Raw genomic sequence first — 16,299 nt, 5'->3', positions numbered from 1 at the left:
GTTCGGCGCCGACGGAAATGATTCCGTCCGCTTCGCATGTCGCCAATCTCATCGCCGCACATTCCTCCTTACCGTATCGCCTAATTCAATCGTCTCCCCGACTTCCATAATGAGCACTTGGCGCGTGCCCGTCGTATCGAATTCGGGAACGAGGGCAGCGAACTGCTCCACTTCGCCGCGTTCCGTTTCATTCGTCAGATCGAGATCATGCGATGCGATCGCAAGCTTGATGGATCTGCGTCGACGGAAACTCGCCATCCCCTCTCCAAGCCGCCGATCAGCGCGACCATGGCGCGGTTCAGCGGTACGTCCACCCCGGATGCGGATGCGGCTTTCACGACTGCGCCAATAATAACTTCGATCTCGGTCTTGCGGTGTCCTTCCGCATCCTGAAGCATCGAGGATTTGCCCTTGCCCGCTCGGGCCAGCACGGCCGGCCGTACAAGCATCCCGTCCTTACCCTGCCGGCGCCCATGCGTCGACCTGTCTCTGCTTCTCGGCAATGATCGTATCGATGCCCGCCGCCTTCAGCTTCTTGTTCAGCTCCGGCACGTATTTGTCCGGATCGAGGCCTCCGGAGTTCAGGCCGATCGCGTATTGCGTCAACACCGTATTGCAGGCCGCAATCTCGTTCTGCACGGATGTCGGATCGAAGGTGAAGCCGAGCGATTTGGACAAGACCGCCTGCTCGTTGTACGCCCGGTACGTTTCCCGTTTTGTGCGGGTCTTCGGTCTTGAATAGATAGCTGTTGAACTGATTGCCGAAGATCCATTGGTCGCCCTGCGCTCTGTAGCCGACGTTCGCGGCGCTTATGCCGAGCGGAAAGCCGATGATATCGTCCGAAATCTTCGTATAATGCCGGCCCTTGATGCCCAGTCGATCAGGTTGAGCAGCGTCTTGTCGGAATAGAGCAAATTCCCTCCTGGCGGTAGCTGAACGTTTGGATGTCGGGGTCCTGGGAAATAAAACGGAACAGGTTCGCATTGATCTCCGCGAACCGGTTCTCCAAATCCGTCGCGTTGCTCGTCAAAAGCAGCCGGTTGGCATCCGCGATCTGGGAACAGACGACATTCATCGCGTAGCCGTTGTTGGCGATCAGCAGGACGGTGAGCAGCGAGGCCACGATGACGAATCCGGACAAAACTTGAAAGCTGAGCGATCTGGTCATGGATTCGGCTCCTTGGCTATTCGTTATTGCATCTCGACCTTCGCCATGTTCCGGTCGTCGATTTCGACTTGCGCCTTTCGCTGAAGTTCGTCAACGAACCGATTGTATGCGGTCGACGCCAAATCTTTCTTGATCTGCGGCTCTGCTTCGTTCAACGGAATTGCCGCGATCCCGCTCTTATCGACGCAAGCGTATATGCCGATTGACAGTCCGTCCTCGACGAGGCCGGATGTCTGACCGGCGGCCAGCTTGTTGATGGCCGCCATGAGAACGGGATGATTAATCGATTCCGTCCGCGGCGTCTTATAGTCGTAGACGCGCTCGGATACGGAGAGCCCGCTTGCCGAATCGGCGGATAACCGATCGTACACGTCAGCGAATTTCGCTCCCCCGTCCAATTGCGCCAAGATATCGTTCAATTTCGAGCGCGCCGACCCGATGGCCTGCTTCCGATCCTGCTCATCGGCGAATACGACTTCGATGGCGCGGATCGTGCGCGAGTCGCCAAGCTCGAATTGCGTTTTGTTCGCCTCGTAATAAGCCGATATCTCCGCGTCCGTGATCGCGAATCCGGGCTGAAGCTCGTCCCGCAGCGCCTGGAATAACCGCTGCCCGCTGTCGTCGATGAACCGCTGTTCGTCGAAAGTGACCGGACCGTAGACGACTTCGTTCCGTTTCACCTTGGCTTCCCGGTCGGCATTCGTCTCCTTCATCGTCCGCAGTAGCGTCCGGTAGCTGATATCCGCCGTCAAGCCATGCTTCCGCGCCTCGATCTGCTGGACCTTGCGCCTTACGCTGGCATCCAGCGCGAGCCGCTTCACACGGTCGAGCGGAAGCTCGCCGCCGACCGCCGTCGTCCAGAAGTCCGGCGAGAATTCCGTGCCGTACTTATCCTTGAAATAACCGATGACGACAGCCCGGTTGGCGGTCAGCTCGTGCGCGAACTCCCCGTAGCTGACCGGTTCTCCGTCGACCCGGGCAATGACGTCGGACGGATTCGGACTGCCGCCCGGCGAGCGCCACGCGACTAGGCCAAGAATAAGCGCCAGCAGCACCGCCGCGACGCCAGGCCATATGTAGATGCGGCGCTTGCGGTGCGGCTGCCTCGCCGCTTCTCTTCGCGATGCCTTCTCCGCGTTCCTGCCGGCTTTATTCGCCTTCGTTTTCGCTGTCGCGTTCGCGCTGTTTGGACGGAGCGCCTGCTTCTTCATGGAGCACCTGCCTACCTTCAGAGTCTGCCGATCGGATGATTGCAGCTTGGCGCGGACAGCGACGGGCCTTCGCGCAACGACTAGAAATAAGCAGAAAAGGCTGTCGCCGTTCGAACAAGAGGCCGCTTTCGCGTACAGCCTCTTGTTCTCCGGGCGCCATGCCTGCTCGAATTATGGTTGAACGATCGTATACGGCCCCGTCATCGTCCAGCCGGTATTGCCGCTCTCGAAACCGGGATTCGTCAGCTTGTTCGTGCCCCCGGATATGCCGAGGAACGCGTCGTCGAGGTACGTCGTGCCCGCCGTCGTGCCCAAGTCAACGAATTGGACGCGGAGCGTCGTGTTCGTGCCCGTGCTGAACGACGGCGTGCTGATCTCGGTCCACGTGCTGCTTGCCGTGTAAGAAGCCGACTCCGCGATGACGTTCCAGCTGTTGTCATAGACGACCAGCTTGCCTTGCTGGCCAGCGCCTCGCACCCAAGCCTTGAACACATACGTGCTGCTCGTCGCGATACTCGTCGGCGCTTGATACGCGCCCGTTCCGGACGCCGTGCCGGTGTTCAGCTGTTTCAGCGCCCATGTTCCGCCATGCGTATTGCTTGGCGCGGGCGGCTGTACGATCGTATACGGAGCCGCCATCGTCCATCCGGTGCTGCCGCTCTCGAAACCGGCGTTCGTCAGCTTGTTCGCGCCCCCGGATATCCCGAGGAACGCGTCGTCGATATACGTCGTGCCCGCCGTCGTGCCGGTATCGATAAACTGCACGTTCAGCGACGTATTCGTGCCGGTGGAGAAGGACGGCGTGCTGACCTGCGTCCACGTGCCGGTTGATGTGTAAATGGACGATTCGGCGAGCACGTTCCACGAGCTGTCGTAGACGACCAGCTTGCCTTGCTGGCCGGCGCCTTTCACCCAGGCATTGTAGACGTACGTGCTGCTTGCCGCGACGCCGCTGACCGTTTGGTAAGCGCCCGTGCCGGAAGCCGTTCCCGTACTCAGCTGTTTCAGCGCCCATGTTCCGCCATGCGTATCGCTTCCGGACGGAGGAGGCGTCGTGCCGCCCGTCGGCGCTTCGTACGCGCCGATATCCGGCGAGCCGTTGTACAGCGTATTGCCCCAATAATCTTTGCCGCCGTTGCTGGCAATCGAGGTTCCCGCGTCAATCATCGGCGAGCCCGATTGCAGCTTGAAGCCGTCGACGGAAGTAATCGAGGTGCCCACGCTGGACGGATTGACGAAGAGCGGATCGCCCGTGACGGAAGCCGTTCCTTTGTTCAGCGCGGATTGGGTGCCGCCGAAGCCGTTGTTCGAGAACGTCGGCCCGCCGGACTGATAGTTGGTATAGCTGGTATTGCTCGCGTTCGTATAGAAAATATTGTTTTTGAACGAGCCTGCCGTCAGCTTGGACTTGCTGAATCCGGCGCCGTTGTTCTGGTAGAACACGTTGTTGTAGTATTGCGAATTGGCATTGAAGAAGCCTTGGTCCGCATACGCCTGCTGGCTGCCGTCGTTATAGCTGATGTTGTACCGCAAGATCTGGTCGGTATTGCCGCCGAGCACGAAACCGCCTTCGTTGTCGCGGCTGAAGTTGTACTGGTAGACGCCGCGGACGGTCTGGTTGTCGAAGTCCCATGCCTGGCCGTCCCACACGATGCGGTTCGTATTGGCGACATAGTTGTACTGCACGACCTGGTCGGTGTCGACGATGCCCCAGATGCCGGCTACCGCGTAGCCGTGATAGCCGATGACGCCGGCCGTCTGCGCGCTCGCTCCGCTGTTGTTGCCTATATTCGTGACGGAGTTGTACTCGATGAGCGGCGACGTGGCGTTCCAGTATTCAATGCCGTCCGCTCCGCCGTTATTGACCGTGTTGCTCCGAATGACAAGCCCGGTTCCCACCTGCGTCGTCAGGACGCCGTTGACCGTGTTGTCGTGAATGTAGTTGTTCTCGATGAGGTAATTGTTCGCGGGGGTGCCGGTCTGATAGATCGCGCCGACCATATACATATTGTTGGCGCTCGCGTCCAGCGAAGTGCCGCGCGGCGAGCCGGTCGCCGAGTGGTTGCTGAAGCCTTCGACGTTGTAAATCTCGTTGTTGCGAATCGTAATATTGCTGGATGCGCCGTTGATTTTGATGCCGTCCCGGTTGCCTTCGACGCCGTCGGTCACATTCGCGCCGTCGTAGTTCGTGACCGCGACTCCGTCGACCGTCACGTAGCTCGCGCCGTCTATCAGGATGGCCGCGCTGTTGCCGCCGCCGTTAATGAGCGGCTTGCTGCCGGTGTTGTAGGCGCCGACCGTCACGGGATTGCCGCTTGCGCCGCTGTCGTTGATCAGCAGCTGGCCGGACCAGGAATCGCCGGAGCGGAATAAAATTTTGTCGCCTGCGCCGAATGCCGCTCCGCTTACTTTGGACAGCGTCTTCCATGGCGTAGTGCTGCTCGTTCCGTTATTGCTGTCGCTGCCGGCCGCGCTGACGTAGTATGTCGTATTGGCTGCGCTTGCCGTGCCGGCCGTGACGATCGTGCCCGTGAACAGCGATACGAGCATGGCCATCGTCGTGGAAATCGATAAACCCTTGTTCATCCGGTTCCGATTAAATCGCATTGGCATCTTATCCATCCCTTCACTTGTGAAATGCGGCTGACTGCCTGACGTACAACTTCAATCCCGGCGCGGACAACACTCCCTTCCGAGTGAAATCCTTTTCTTGAAGCCGCTGATCGCCTCCATCCACCACCTCCCTTCCGCTCATTGGGGAAATCAGGCAAGACTGGCAAGACAGGCTAAGCAGGTTAGGCAGGTTAGGCAGGTTAGGCAGGTTAGGCAGGTTAGGCAGGCCAGACAGACTAGACAGGCCGCAAAAGCATACACCGGTGCATCATGACGATATGGATGTACCCATTGCCAACTATGCCCGGTGTATGATTGCTTCGGATGAAGAGGAGAATTACGGCAGGAGGAACAGGAGATGCCCGTTGCTGCCGAGTGAAAGGCTGGATGATTGGTTCACTGTATCGCTGATCAATTCTTTGGCCGGCCGGCTCTTACTCATCACGGCGCCTCGTAGGCGCCGATATCCGGCTTGCCGTTGTACAGCGCATTGCCCCAATAATCCTTGCCGCCATTATCGGGAATCGAAGTGCCCGCGTTAATCATAGGCGAACCCTTCTGCAGCTTGAACCCGTCGACGGACTTAATCGAATTACCGACGCTCGACGGATTGACGAACAGCGGATCGCCCATCACCGGAGCCGTTCCCGTGTTCAATGCGGTTTGCGTGCCTCCGAAACCGTTGTTCGAGAACGTCGGACCGCCGGATTCATAGTCGGTAGCGGTGGAATCGCTGGCGTTCGTGTAGAAAATGTTGTTTTTGAACGTTCCTTCCGTCAGTTTGGCCTTGCTGAAACCCGCGCCGTTATCCTGGTAGAAGACGTTGTTGTAGTATTGCGAATTGGCATTGAAGAAGCCTTGGGCCGTATACGCCTGCTCGCTGCCGTCGTTGTAGCTGATGTTGTACCGCAAAATCTGGTCGGGTTTGCCCCCGAGCACGAATCCGCCTTCGTTGTCGCGGCTGAAGTTGTACTGATATACGCCCCCGACGGTATCGTTGTCGAAATCCCACGGCTGGCCGTCCCACACGATGCGGTTCGTATTGGCGACGTAGTTGTACTGCACGACCTGATCGGTGTCGATGATGCCCCAAATGCCGGCTACCGCGTAGCCGTGATAGCCGATGACGCCGTCCGTCTGGTCACTGGCTCCGCTGTTGTTGCCCACGTTCGTGACGGAGTTGTACTCGATGAGCGGCGATGTGGCGTTCCAGTATTCGATGCCGTCCGCTCCTCCGTTGTTGACCGTATTGCCGCGAATAATAAGTCCGGTTCCCACCTGCGTCGTCAGGACGCCGTTGACCGTGTTGTCGTGGATGTAATTGTTCTCGATGAGATAGTTATTCGCCGGCGTGCCGTTCTGATAGATCGCGCCGACCATATACATGTTGTTGTCGTGCGCGGCGAGCGAAGTGCCGCGCGGCGAACCGGTGGCTTCGTGGTTGCTGAATCCTTCGACGTTGTAAATCTCGTTGTTGCGAATCGTGATATTGCTGGATATGCCGCTGATTTTGATGCCGTCCCGGTTGCCTTCGACGCCGTCGGTCACATTCGCGCCATCGTAGTTCGTGACCGCAAGTCCGTCGACCGTCACGTAGCTCGCCCCGTCAATCAAGACGGCCGCGCTGTTGCCGCCGCCGTTAATGAGCGGCTTGCTGCCCTTGTCGTATGCGCCGACCGTGACGGGTTTAGCGCTTGTCCCGCTGTCGTTGATCATCAGCTGGCCGGACCAGGAATCGCCGGAGCGAAACAGGATCTTGTCTCCAGCGCCGAATGCCGCTCCGCTTACTTTGGACAGGGTCTTCCATGGCGCGGAGCTGCTCGTTCCGTTATTGCTGTCGCTGCCGGCCGCACTGACGTAGTACGTCGTATTGGCCGCATTGGAAGTGATGACCATGACGATTATTATCGTTAACAGCACAAGCACGGCAATCGTTGCGGTAACCGCAACGCGTTTGTTCATCCGGATGCTTTTCAATCGGGTTGACATTTTATTCGCCCCTTCACTGTTGAGCCTGGTTTTGGATTGAAGTAACCGCTTACAACTCTTATCGCCGTTTGGGGTGCATGCCTGTGAAATGCAGCGAGGCGCCGGTTGAGGAGGTTTCCGGTTTCCGGTCCATGATCCGCTCTGCGCAATTCATTCAACTCCATATGCCGTTCTGCTTGTCGTGTCTCTTCCGGGATGTCGTTTCCATTATAATGAATTTGGGCAAGCGTCACTATATGGGAATGCGACCAATTGATATGATTTTGAGATATTTTTTTAACGGAACTCGACACGGCTATCGTCCCCGGCGGATCGTTCTTGCCGGATAGGGAATTCAAGCTCGCACGGGTCGTTCATTCCTGTTGGTTACGGGAGGGACCGATGGTACAATACGCTTATTAATCACTTACCGGAGGTATGCGCGTGCGAAAGTTAATTTTCTTCATCGGTCCTGCCGGAGCAGGAAAAACAACGCTGGCCGAAGCATGGGTCCATCGCCGCGGCGGCGCTTATCTGGATATGGACACGCTGCTGCGCCCGGCAGCCGAAGCCCTCATGACGCTCGCGGGACGGGATCCGGAGGATCGGGATTCGCCGTTCTACAAGGCGCACTGCCGCGACTTGGGCTACCGGATTACGATGGACGCCGCTCTTCAGCAGCTCGCGCTCGGCCAGGACGCCGTTGCGGTCGGCCCGTTTACGCGGGAAACGGAAGATGCGGCATGGCTGGCAAGAGAGCTTGGACGCATCGGCGCTTCGGCGGCGGACGTATGCGTGAAGACGGTCGTCGTTCAGCTGCCCGCGGAAGAAGACTATCTGGCGCGTATCCAAGCGCGGGCTTCGACGCTCGATGCGTGGAAGCTGGACAATTGGGCGCAATTCCGGGCGTCGCTCCGCCGCCGTACCATCGCATGGCCGCTGCCCCCCGAATCCGTGCTCGAATTCGACAATTCGGGCCCGTTCACGGAAGCGAAGCTGGAGGAGCTGGAACGGTTTATTCTTGGGAGCAGAGCGGATTCGCGCTGAGCGCTGCGGACTTTGGCCCGTCCGGCGAAGCGAGCGGCATTCGCGTTCGATACGGATGATATCGAGGCGGCGCGCGGCATGCTCGCCGAAAATGGCGTGATGGTGGGCCAACTGCCTAGGGGCAGCTTCTCTTTCTCTTCGTTTTGGACTTGCGGGTTTGCGGATTTGCGGGATTGCTGGTTTGCGGGTTTGTGGATTGCGGTTTGCGGTTTGCGGTTTGCGGTTTGCGGTTTGCGGTTTGCGGTTTGCGGTTTGCGGTTTGCGGTTTGCGGTTTGCGGTTTGCGGTTTGCGGTTTGCGGTTTGCGGTTTGCGGTTTGCGGTTTGCGGTTTGCGGCTTGCGGCTTGCGGATTTGCGGCTTGCGATTATCGGTGTTACGTTGCTGATTCCTGCCTTTCAGGCAGTTATCCAATAGCGAACCTCATCCTGTGTTAGCTGGAAGCAAGCTAACGAATCGTATAATGCTTAAAACCGCCAAATTGGCTCCTCGCTTGTTCTAACGAACTCCAGAAGCGTTAATGGTTAGCGAATAGGCCCAAATAGGCGGAAATTGCTTCATTCCAAGCAAATAACGTGTCTGGAGTTCATTACACATTCAAAAGGCCGCAAACGGTCCAAATAAGACGCCTTGGATTCGTTAGGCGTTTTTTTCTTTTTGCGCCGCTACCGAGATGCGAGTTGCCGCCGCCGGAGCAGCCTTCCTTCTCTGCGCCCACGATACCAACATACCAATGTACACACCTTGGTCGTTCGAGCAGCCTTCTCTGCGCGCCCCCCATACCAACATGTCAATGCCCGCACCATGGCCGTTCGATCAGCCTCCTCTACGTCCCCTCATACCGATGCCCGCACCATGGCCGCCGGAGCAGCCTTCTGCCGCGAGTTCAGCATCTCCAGGAGCCGGCTCTCTCTCCTGCCACGATCCGCAACTTGCCACGACCCGCAACTTGCCGCGCGCCTCGCGGCCGCCGTCAGCGACACCTACAAAGCGCGGCAAGCCTGCTCCCCCGCGCACCAACGATAAAATCGCCAAAAATCCGAGCTGCGCCATAAACGTCGAAGCTCGGATCTTGCCCTCCTTATTATTGCGTGCGAAGCCAGACGGTCATTTCGCCCGTCTCCCGATTGCCCCACAAGTAATACGGCACAGCGCGCAGGCGCACCGCCCGCGAAGCCGGCTGCTGCGCCATCGGACGATACGGCGGCGCGTCCTCCTGCCAAGCGGCCGCATCATCGGCATAGCCGTCGGCTTCGATTACAACCGTGCCGCCGAGCAATTCGGCGTCGAAGCGGACTTGCAGCTCGGCATCCCGCGCAATCGACAACGAGGCCAACGGCTGACCGTTATCCGTTTCCTCCAAGCAGAACACGAGCGGGCCGCGCTCGATGGCGGCTTTGCCCGCATCGGCCCGGATGCTCGGATGCGCGGCCGTTAGCTGCGCGCGCAGCTCCGGCGCCCATTCCAAGCAATCGCCCTGCGACCAGGTTCTGCTTACGATCGCATAACCGTTCCGCGTCTCATAGTCCATCGGGACGCCATTCAAGCGAAGCGCGGCGCTCCCGCCGCACCAGGACGGAATGCGAAGCGCCATCGTGAATACGGATTCCGGCACCGCGGTAAACGTGAATCGCGTATCGCTTTCCCATGGCAGAAGCGATTGCTGCTGCAGCGCAACCTCGCCTGCAGCCAGCGTAAACCGCGCCTCGCCGCCGATGAACAGATGCGCGTATATCGTGTTCGCTTCCGCCGACGACGTATAGACGTAATCGTTCAAGGAGCTGAGCAGCCGAGCCACGTTCGGCGGACAGCAGGAGCAGCCGAACCATTTCTGACGGGTCGCCTTCACATGATGTCGCCCGGGATTGCGCTCGGAAGCTTCGGGCCATACCTCCAGCGGATTCACGTAGAAGTAATGCTTGCCGTCTTGAGACATGCTTCCGATCACGTTGTTGTACAGCGCCCGCTCCATCACATCCGCGTATTCGCTCTTGGCTTCCAGCAGCAGCATACGCCGGGCGAAGAAGATCAACCCAATCGAGGCGCAGGTTTCGGCATACACCGTATCGTTGGGCAAATCATAATCGAACGAGAACGCTTCGCCGTGATGGGTCGAGCCGATGCCGCCCGTGATGTACATCTGCTTCCGCGTCATGTTGTTCCACAGCCGCCGGCATGCATCGCGCAGTTCGCGGTCTTCCGTCACTCTGGCAAGGTCGGCCATCGCCGTGTACATATATACGGCCCGAACGGCATGCCCGACTGCGGTATCCTGCTCCCGGACCGGCCGGTGCGCCTGGTTGTACGCCAGCTGCAAGAGCGTCGGGGGCTCCAGCTTCCGGTCGGTCCAGATGCTGCGGCCGTCTCTCCGCTTGGTTTCCTCGACCAGAAAATTCGGCTCCGCCCCGCGCTCGTCGATGAAGAATCGCGCCAGCTCCATGTAGCGCTCCTCGCCCGTTGCCTCATACAGCTTCACCAGCGCGAGCTCGATCTCCTGATGGCCGTCGTAGCCCCGAAGCTGGTCCGGCTCCGGCCCGAATACGGACGCGATATGGTCGGCGAATTTGCGCATGACGTCCAGCAGCTTGCTTTTGCCCGTTGCGTAATAATAGGCGACCGCCGCTTCCATCATATGGCCGGCGCAGTACAGCTCATGCGCTTCATAGAGATTCGTCCACCGCTCGCCCGGCGCTTTGATCGTAAAATACGTATTCAGATAGCCGTCCTCGTGCTGCGCCATCGCGATCAGTTCGATGACCCCGTCCGCGGTTCGTTCCAGCTCGGCATCCGGATGCTGCGCAAGCGAGAAGCCGACGGCTTCCAGCCACTTCGCCACGTCGCTGTCCTGGAACACCATGCCGCCGAAGGCGCCTTCTTCCATCCCCGCCGCAATGCGGAAATTTCGAATCGCATAGCTCGGTTCGGCCTCCGGTATGCTGTCGTTCAGCGCCTCCCATTGATAGGGAATCACCGTTCCCCGAACAAGCTCGATAAAGCGGTTCCAAAATTCATCGTCGATACGCACCGCACTGCGGCCAGACTGACTGCTGATTATACGATTCATCTGTTATCCATCCCCATTCAATCTCGAATTCCAACAGGTACTGCTCGTCAAGTTTCCTATTCGGTACCCTAGCGAAGGTATCCTTCCCGACCGAGCATATTTGTTTTGCCCGACATGAAAAAATGGAGGCCAGCCGGCCCCCATCCGTTAATATCTATCCATCTGACCTCGTGCCTGTTTAAACCGTACCCGTTCCATCCGGACCGTCGGGTCCGTCGACGAGATCGATCACGCCGACTGCAAGAACAGTGACTGCCGCCGCTTTTCCTAATTTCTTGACGCCGTCTTTTATCCGCTCGCTGTCCTTATCCTTGATGCCTGTCACCACGTCTTTGCCGCTTTCGACCACGTATTCGATTCCTTGGCCGGCGCTTCTCACCGTTGTCGTTACCGCATCGCCCAGATCGTCCAGTCCGTTCGTCGCCTTCTGCTTATCCGACGTTATCAGGCCCGCGCCAACATCCCATACGCCGCTCGCCGCTTGACCCGCGATCGCTCCCGTTCTGGCCGTCACTCTCTCCACGTCATTGCCGATCTCTTTCACGTAATCGCTGTGAACAAGCTCTCCCGCAACGCGCACCGTGCCGCCGATCACTTTGCCGGTCACTTCGCCCGCCAGCTTCCCGATCCCTTTCAGAAAATCCATCTGAAGCACCTCCGTCTCTTCTTGCATGCTATTATAACGAATGCGAATGCGTTTCGTTTCATTTCCAACCAAAAAGAAGGCTCCTGCCCGAGATAATTATCTCTGGCAGGAGCGTTCAGCCTTTTCGGCTCGTCCATATTCGATTTCCTCTAGCTTGTCCGATTACTTCTCGGATTATTTCTCCGGATACGGATCGATCGTCCGGATCGTCCCGTCCTCATTATAATGAAGCTCCGTGAATTTCACGCTGCGCTTATGGTCGACGCCGCCGGACAAGGAAGCGTCGTGGTAGAACAGATACCATTTGTCCTGGAATTCCACGATGGAATGGTGCGTCGTCCATCCGAGGACGGGCGTCAGAATCGTCCCTTTGTACACGAACGGGCCTTGCGGATTCTCGCTCACCGCATAGACGAGCTTATGCGTCGTGCCCGTGGAGTAAGACAGGTAATACAAACCTTTATATTTATGCATCCAAGGACCTTCGAAATAGCGGCGGTCTTCGTCGCCCGCGACGATCGGATTGCCGTCCTCGTCCACGATCGAAATTTCCGCCGGCGCCGATTTGAACGTCAGCATATCGTCGCTCATCTCCGCGACAAGCGGTCCGATCGCCGGTGCCGATGCATCCGGGCCTTCGGTTACGTCTGGCTTGAACTCGCCGGTCTGCCATTTCTCCAACTGTCCGCCCCATAGACCGCCGAAATACATGTACGCCCGGTTGTCTTCATCGACATATACGGCCGGATCGATGCTATAGCTGCCGGGGATGTAGTTCTCTTCCGCTTTGAAAGGACCGGCCGGGCTTGTACCCGAAGCAACTCCGATACGGAAGACGCCGTCCTTGTCTCTTGCCGGGAAATACAGATAGTACGTATCGTTCTTGAAGGCGGCGTCCGGCGCCCACATTTGCTTCGATGCCCAAGGGACGTCGCGGATATGAAGCGCTTCGCCGTGATCCACGCAAGGCGCATTCACGTCATCAAGCGATAATACATGATAATCTTCCATCGCGTACTGGTCGCCGTTATCGTTCGTCGGCCCGTCATGATCGATGTCATGCGAAGGATAAATGTAGAGCTTCCCTTCAAATACATGCGCGGACGGGTCAGCGGTGTAGATGTGTGTGACGATCGGCTCGTTCGGTGCGGCAGGTTTGGCGGAATTGGACATGATCAGACTCTCCTCTGGAATGATGGAATGAAATCAGCCTTTAAATGAAATCAGCCTTTCACGGATCCGGCCGCGATACCTTCCACGATCCGGTTGCTGAGCAGGAAGAAGATGACGAGGATCGGCAGAATGCTGATCATCAGCGTCGCTCCGATCGCGCCCCAGTTCGTCGTATACTGGCCAACGAAGTTCTGGATGCCGACCGTCAGCGTCTTCTTGCCTTCCGAGCTCAGAAATGTATTGACGAAAATAAACTCATTCCAATTATAAATCATATTGATGATGGCTGCAGTAACACTTACGGAAACGGTCATCGGCAGAATGATGCGGAAGAACATCCGGTTCACGCTGCACCCGTCCATAATCGCTGCCTCTTCCACCTCTCGCGGAAGCGAATAGTAGAAGCCGATCAGAATCATGATCGTCAGCGGCAGATTGAACGCCATGTACGACAAGACGATGCTCCATTGCGAGTCGGTCAAATGGACTTTCTGGAACATGCTGAAGAGCGGAATGAGCGTAGAATGCACGGGAATCATGAGCGCGATCATGAACAAACCAAGCGCGGCCTTATGCAATTTCCACTGCATCCGCGTCATCGCGAAGGTTACGAAATTAGCGAACAAAATCGTAAGCACGACCGAAACCGTCGTAATCCAGATGCTGTTCAGAAAATACCGTCCGATGTTTCCCTGCGACCATACCGTGGCATAGTTGCTCCAATGCAGCTGCTTCGGAAGGGCAAACGGCGATAGATTGAAAATTTCCTGGTTGTTCTTCAGCGAGAACAGCAGCAGCCAGATGATCGGCAGCACCTGCAGCACCGCCGTCAATCCCAGCACGCCGTATAAGACGCCGTAACCGATTCGGCTGCCTAGCTGCCGGGACGAGATTCTCGATTCGGGACGAGGATGAATCGCTGTTGTAGTCATGCCGGACAAAGGGATCCCCTCCTATTATGAATATTGAATCGTTTCTTTCGTCGCCGTCAGACGCCGAATGATCCAGGTAGCGACCAGACAGATGACGAGCAGGAAGAAGCCGATCGCGCTGCCGTAACCGAAGTCGAATTCCTTGAAAGCCTTGTGATACATATAGGATGCCATCACTTCGCTCGATTGGTTCGGCCCGCCGTCCGTCATGACGTAGATCAGGTCGAAATATTTCAGCGAACCGACGACCGCCAGCACGACGGTCACCTTGATGACCTCCGAAATAAGCGGGAGCTTGATGCGCAGCGCGACCTGCAAGGAGGTGGCGCCATCGATTCGAGCTGCTTCCTCGAGAGAAGTTGGGATATTTTTCAACGCCGCGTAGTAAATGAGAATGTAGAAGCCCGCAAACTGCCAAAGAATCGGAATAAAGATGGCATACAGCACGATATGGGGATCGGCCAGCCAGTTTGGCGTATTCACGACGCCGAATTTCTCCAGCAATGCATTCAGGATGCCGTTCGTTGGGTGATACACTTTCAGCCACAGCTGGGCGATGGCGACCGAAGACAGCAGCATCGGAAGCAGATAGATTTTGCGAAGCAGATTCGCCCCTTTGATCTTGCCTGCAAGCACGAGCGCTACCGCTAGATAGAGAACGAGACAGAGCGTGGACAGCAGCGCGAATAAGAGCGAATGATAAGTACTGTGCCAGAAGACGCTGTCGTGAATGAGTTTCTTGTAATTGTCGAGCCCGATAAAGTCCGGCTTGCTCATGCCGTTCCAATCCATTAATCCGTAGTATCCCGTCAGCACGATCGGAATATAGATGATCGCCAGAATCAAGAACAAGGACGGCAAGACGTACAGGGCGATAATTCGTTTGTTCGACATGACCGTATTCATGTTCGTTATGGCCTCCTGCCGGTCATTGGGAGAGAAGGGCGCATCCGCGATTTCGCAATTTTCGCGATCGGCGGCACGCCCCTCTATCGCAAGACATTCGTTTTATTTGCCTGCTTTAAGCGCGTCGTCTTGTTTCTTGATGAATTCTTCCGGCGTTACCGCTTTGCCGAACAGGGCCTGCACCATGTTGATATGCGTTGCGGAAGCGCCCGGTTTCATCTGCGTATCCAGGTAGAGCGTTACTTTGCTAGCTTTGTTCAGTTCGTTCAGCAGATCGATGAACATTTGCGGCAGTTTGACCGTAGACGTGTCGACCTTCGTAGCCGGGATGACGCCTGCGTCCGTTACGCTGTGCTCGCCCCACTTCTGAACGAAGAAGCTGACGAATTTCTTCGCTTCTTCGACATGCTTGGAGTTCTGGGAAACGAACAAGCCTACGCCGGGTCCGCCTACCCAATCGTCCACGGAGCCTTTGCCGCCTGCGACGGTCGGGAACTTGAAGTAGCCGATTTTATCTTTGAATGCCTGCGGAATGTCCGCGGCAGTCGTGTAATTCGGGACTTCCCACGTGCCCATCGCGTACATCGCCGCCTGCTCGTTCATGAACAAGGCTTTCGCTTCTTCGTTGGACAATCCGTTAGCGCCTTTCACGAATGCGTTCATGTCCACCAGCTCTTGCGCTTGTTTGGCCGCTTCGAGCAGTGCCGGATCCGTGAAATCGTTGCCTGCGACCGCTTTGTCCAGCAAATCCGCGCCGCCGATGCGGTCAGCCATGTACATGTACCAGAACGATGCCGGCCATGCGTCCTTGCCGCCGAGCGTAATCGGCGTCACTTTGTTGTCGTTCAGCGTTTGGATGATTTTCTTCAGGTCATCCAGCGTTTGCGGCGGAGTCAACTTGTATTTGGCGAAAATATCTTTGTTGTAGTAGACCGGAACGATATTCAGCTCGACCGGCAGCGCGTACGTTTTGCCGTTGAAGGCATATGCTTCCGTCGTGCCGGCTACGAACTTGTCCTTCAAGTCGCCTTGCAGCAGATCGTCGAGCGGCGCGAACTTGTTACCGTTTACATAGGGGTCCATGAAACCGGCTGCCCAAGTGAAACCGACATCGGGCATATCGTTCGAAGCGGACAAGATCTTCAGCTTGTTTTTGTACTGCTCGGTTTCCAGCACTTCCGTCGTAATCGTGACGTTCGGGTTGGCTTCTTCGTATTCTTTAATGATTTCCGAAACCATTTTATTTTGCGCGGAGTTGCTGCCGTCCGGCCACAGATGCATCATTTTGAGCGTCATTTTCTCGCCCGTGCCCGCATTCGAACCCGCATTGCCCGACGTTGCATTCGCATTCGCGTTGTTGCCGGAAGTGTTGGATTGGCTGCCGGAATTGCTGTTGTTCGTGTTTCCGCAAGCGGTTGCAACGAGCAGCACGGCAGCAAGAAGGGTGCTTGTCATTACATAATGGCGTTTCATTCGTAGAGTCCCCCTTGATTCGTATGCGAAGGATGTATGCGCTTTCCTTCTTGAAATTAAGTTTATCATTGCTGCCCAAAGGGGATAAGGGTACGGCGTT

The 16,299-nt window shown here is 57.0% G+C and carries 14 protein-coding genes; 1 reads left to right on the top strand and 13 read right to left on the bottom strand.

Translation table 11 applies throughout. From position 1 onward, the window contains the following. Window positions 1-48: 48 nt before the first annotated feature. From GZH47_RS34410 to GZH47_RS23635, 7 genes are all read right to left on the bottom strand, one after another. Entirely contained in the window at window positions 49-171 is a 123-nt protein-coding gene (locus GZH47_RS34410) for a hypothetical protein (RefSeq protein ID WP_263866871.1), read from the bottom strand. 23 nt (window positions 172-194) lie between these two features. Further along, entirely contained in the window at window positions 195-449 is a 255-nt protein-coding gene (locus GZH47_RS23660; RefSeq protein WP_162643493.1) for a ketopantoate reductase family protein, read from the bottom strand. Window positions 450-456: 7 nt separating this feature from the next. After that, window positions 457-678, bottom strand: a complete 222-nt coding sequence (locus GZH47_RS23655) for a DUF3502 domain-containing protein (RefSeq protein ID WP_404823713.1) — start codon at window positions 676-678, stop codon at window positions 457-459. Window positions 679-881: 203 nt separating this feature from the next. Further along, a complete protein-coding gene (locus GZH47_RS23650; RefSeq protein WP_162643492.1) occupies window positions 882-1,169 on the bottom strand; it encodes a hypothetical protein in 288 nt (95 codons plus the stop codon). A 23-nt stretch (window positions 1,170-1,192) separates the two neighbouring features. Further along, a complete protein-coding gene (locus GZH47_RS23645; RefSeq protein ID WP_162643491.1) occupies window positions 1,193-2,380 on the bottom strand; it encodes a peptidyl-prolyl cis-trans isomerase in 1,188 nt (395 codons plus the stop codon). 171 nt (window positions 2,381-2,551) lie between these two features. Continuing rightward, the gene (locus tag GZH47_RS23640; protein ID WP_162643490.1) at window positions 2,552-4,993 is read right to left on the bottom strand and encodes a beta strand repeat-containing protein; all 2,442 of its coding nucleotides are present in this window, start codon (window positions 4,991-4,993) and stop codon (window positions 2,552-2,554) included. A gap of 441 nt (window positions 4,994-5,434) precedes the next feature. After that, window positions 5,435-6,982 carry a choice-of-anchor Q domain-containing protein gene (locus GZH47_RS23635; protein ID WP_162643489.1) on the bottom strand — a complete coding sequence of 516 codons (1,548 nt, stop codon included), beginning with the start codon at window positions 6,980-6,982 and terminating at the stop codon, window positions 5,435-5,437. A 423-nt stretch (window positions 6,983-7,405) separates the two neighbouring features. Between GZH47_RS23635 and GZH47_RS23630 the strand changes: the two genes are divergently transcribed. Further along, a complete protein-coding gene (locus tag GZH47_RS23630) occupies window positions 7,406-8,008 on the top strand; it encodes a P-loop nucleotide/nucleoside kinase family protein (RefSeq protein WP_162643488.1) in 603 nt (200 codons plus the stop codon). A 1,081-nt stretch (window positions 8,009-9,089) separates the two neighbouring features. Here the strand turns inward: GZH47_RS23630 and GZH47_RS23625 are convergent. The 6 genes from GZH47_RS23625 to GZH47_RS23600 all read right to left on the bottom strand — a co-directional run bounded on the left by GZH47_RS23625 (window position 9,090) and on the right by GZH47_RS23600 (window position 16,199). Beyond that, on the bottom strand, window positions 9,090-11,069 hold the full coding sequence (locus GZH47_RS23625; protein WP_162643486.1) for a glycoside hydrolase family 127 protein: 1,980 nt from the start codon (window positions 11,067-11,069) through the stop codon (window positions 9,090-9,092). Between the two features lie 178 nt (window positions 11,070-11,247). Further along, complete coding sequence (locus tag GZH47_RS23620) at window positions 11,248-11,787, bottom strand: hypothetical protein (RefSeq protein WP_225446177.1); 540 nt, start codon at window positions 11,785-11,787, stop codon at window positions 11,248-11,250. Between the two features lie 102 nt (window positions 11,788-11,889). Next, window positions 11,890-12,888 (bottom strand): glycoside hydrolase family 43 protein, encoded by a 999-nt coding sequence (locus GZH47_RS23615; protein WP_162643485.1) that lies wholly within the window; start codon window positions 12,886-12,888, stop codon window positions 11,890-11,892. Between the two features lie 50 nt (window positions 12,889-12,938). Next, entirely contained in the window at window positions 12,939-13,820 is an 882-nt protein-coding gene (locus GZH47_RS23610) for a carbohydrate ABC transporter permease (protein ID WP_162645393.1), read from the bottom strand. Window positions 13,821-13,844: 24 nt separating this feature from the next. Continuing rightward, on the bottom strand, window positions 13,845-14,726 hold the full coding sequence (locus GZH47_RS23605) for a carbohydrate ABC transporter permease (protein WP_162643484.1): 882 nt from the start codon (window positions 14,724-14,726) through the stop codon (window positions 13,845-13,847). A gap of 102 nt (window positions 14,727-14,828) precedes the next feature. After that, window positions 14,829-16,199, bottom strand: coding sequence for an extracellular solute-binding protein (locus GZH47_RS23600; protein ID WP_162643483.1), 1,371 nt, complete (start codon window positions 16,197-16,199; stop codon window positions 14,829-14,831). Between the last annotated feature and the right edge of the window lie 100 nt (window positions 16,200-16,299).

Source organism: Paenibacillus rhizovicinus (assembly GCF_010365285.1).
GTDB lineage: Bacteria > Bacillota > Bacilli > Paenibacillales > Paenibacillaceae > Paenibacillus_Z > Paenibacillus_Z rhizovicinus.
Note: the sequence above shows the minus strand (reverse complement) of the source record. Positions and strands in the feature narration are given on the sequence as shown.

Coding starts and splice junctions, on each gene's coding strand:
- GZH47_RS23660 (WP_162643493.1), bottom strand. CDS start 449: ATGCTTGTACGGCCGGCCGTGCTGGCCCGAGCGGGCAAGGGCAAATCC.
- GZH47_RS23650 (WP_162643492.1), bottom strand. CDS start 1,169: ATGACCAGATCGCTCAGCTTTCAAGTTTTGTCCGGATTCGTCATCGTG.
- GZH47_RS23645 (WP_162643491.1), bottom strand. CDS start 2,380: ATGAAGAAGCAGGCGCTCCGTCCAAACAGCGCGAACGCGACAGCGAAA.
- GZH47_RS23640 (WP_162643490.1), bottom strand. CDS start 4,993: ATGCCAATGCGATTTAATCGGAACCGGATGAACAAGGGTTTATCGATT.
- GZH47_RS23635 (WP_162643489.1), bottom strand. CDS start 6,982: ATGTCAACCCGATTGAAAAGCATCCGGATGAACAAACGCGTTGCGGTT.
- GZH47_RS23625 (WP_162643486.1), bottom strand. CDS start 11,069: ATGAATCGTATAATCAGCAGTCAGTCTGGCCGCAGTGCGGTGCGTATC.
- GZH47_RS23615 (WP_162643485.1), bottom strand. CDS start 12,888: ATGTCCAATTCCGCCAAACCTGCCGCACCGAACGAGCCGATCGTCACA.
- GZH47_RS23610 (WP_162645393.1), bottom strand. CDS start 13,820: ATGACTACAACAGCGATTCATCCTCGTCCCGAATCGAGAATCTCGTCC.
- GZH47_RS23605 (WP_162643484.1), bottom strand. CDS start 14,726: ATGAATACGGTCATGTCGAACAAACGAATTATCGCCCTGTACGTCTTG.
- GZH47_RS23600 (WP_162643483.1), bottom strand. CDS start 16,199: ATGAAACGCCATTATGTAATGACAAGCACCCTTCTTGCTGCCGTGCTG.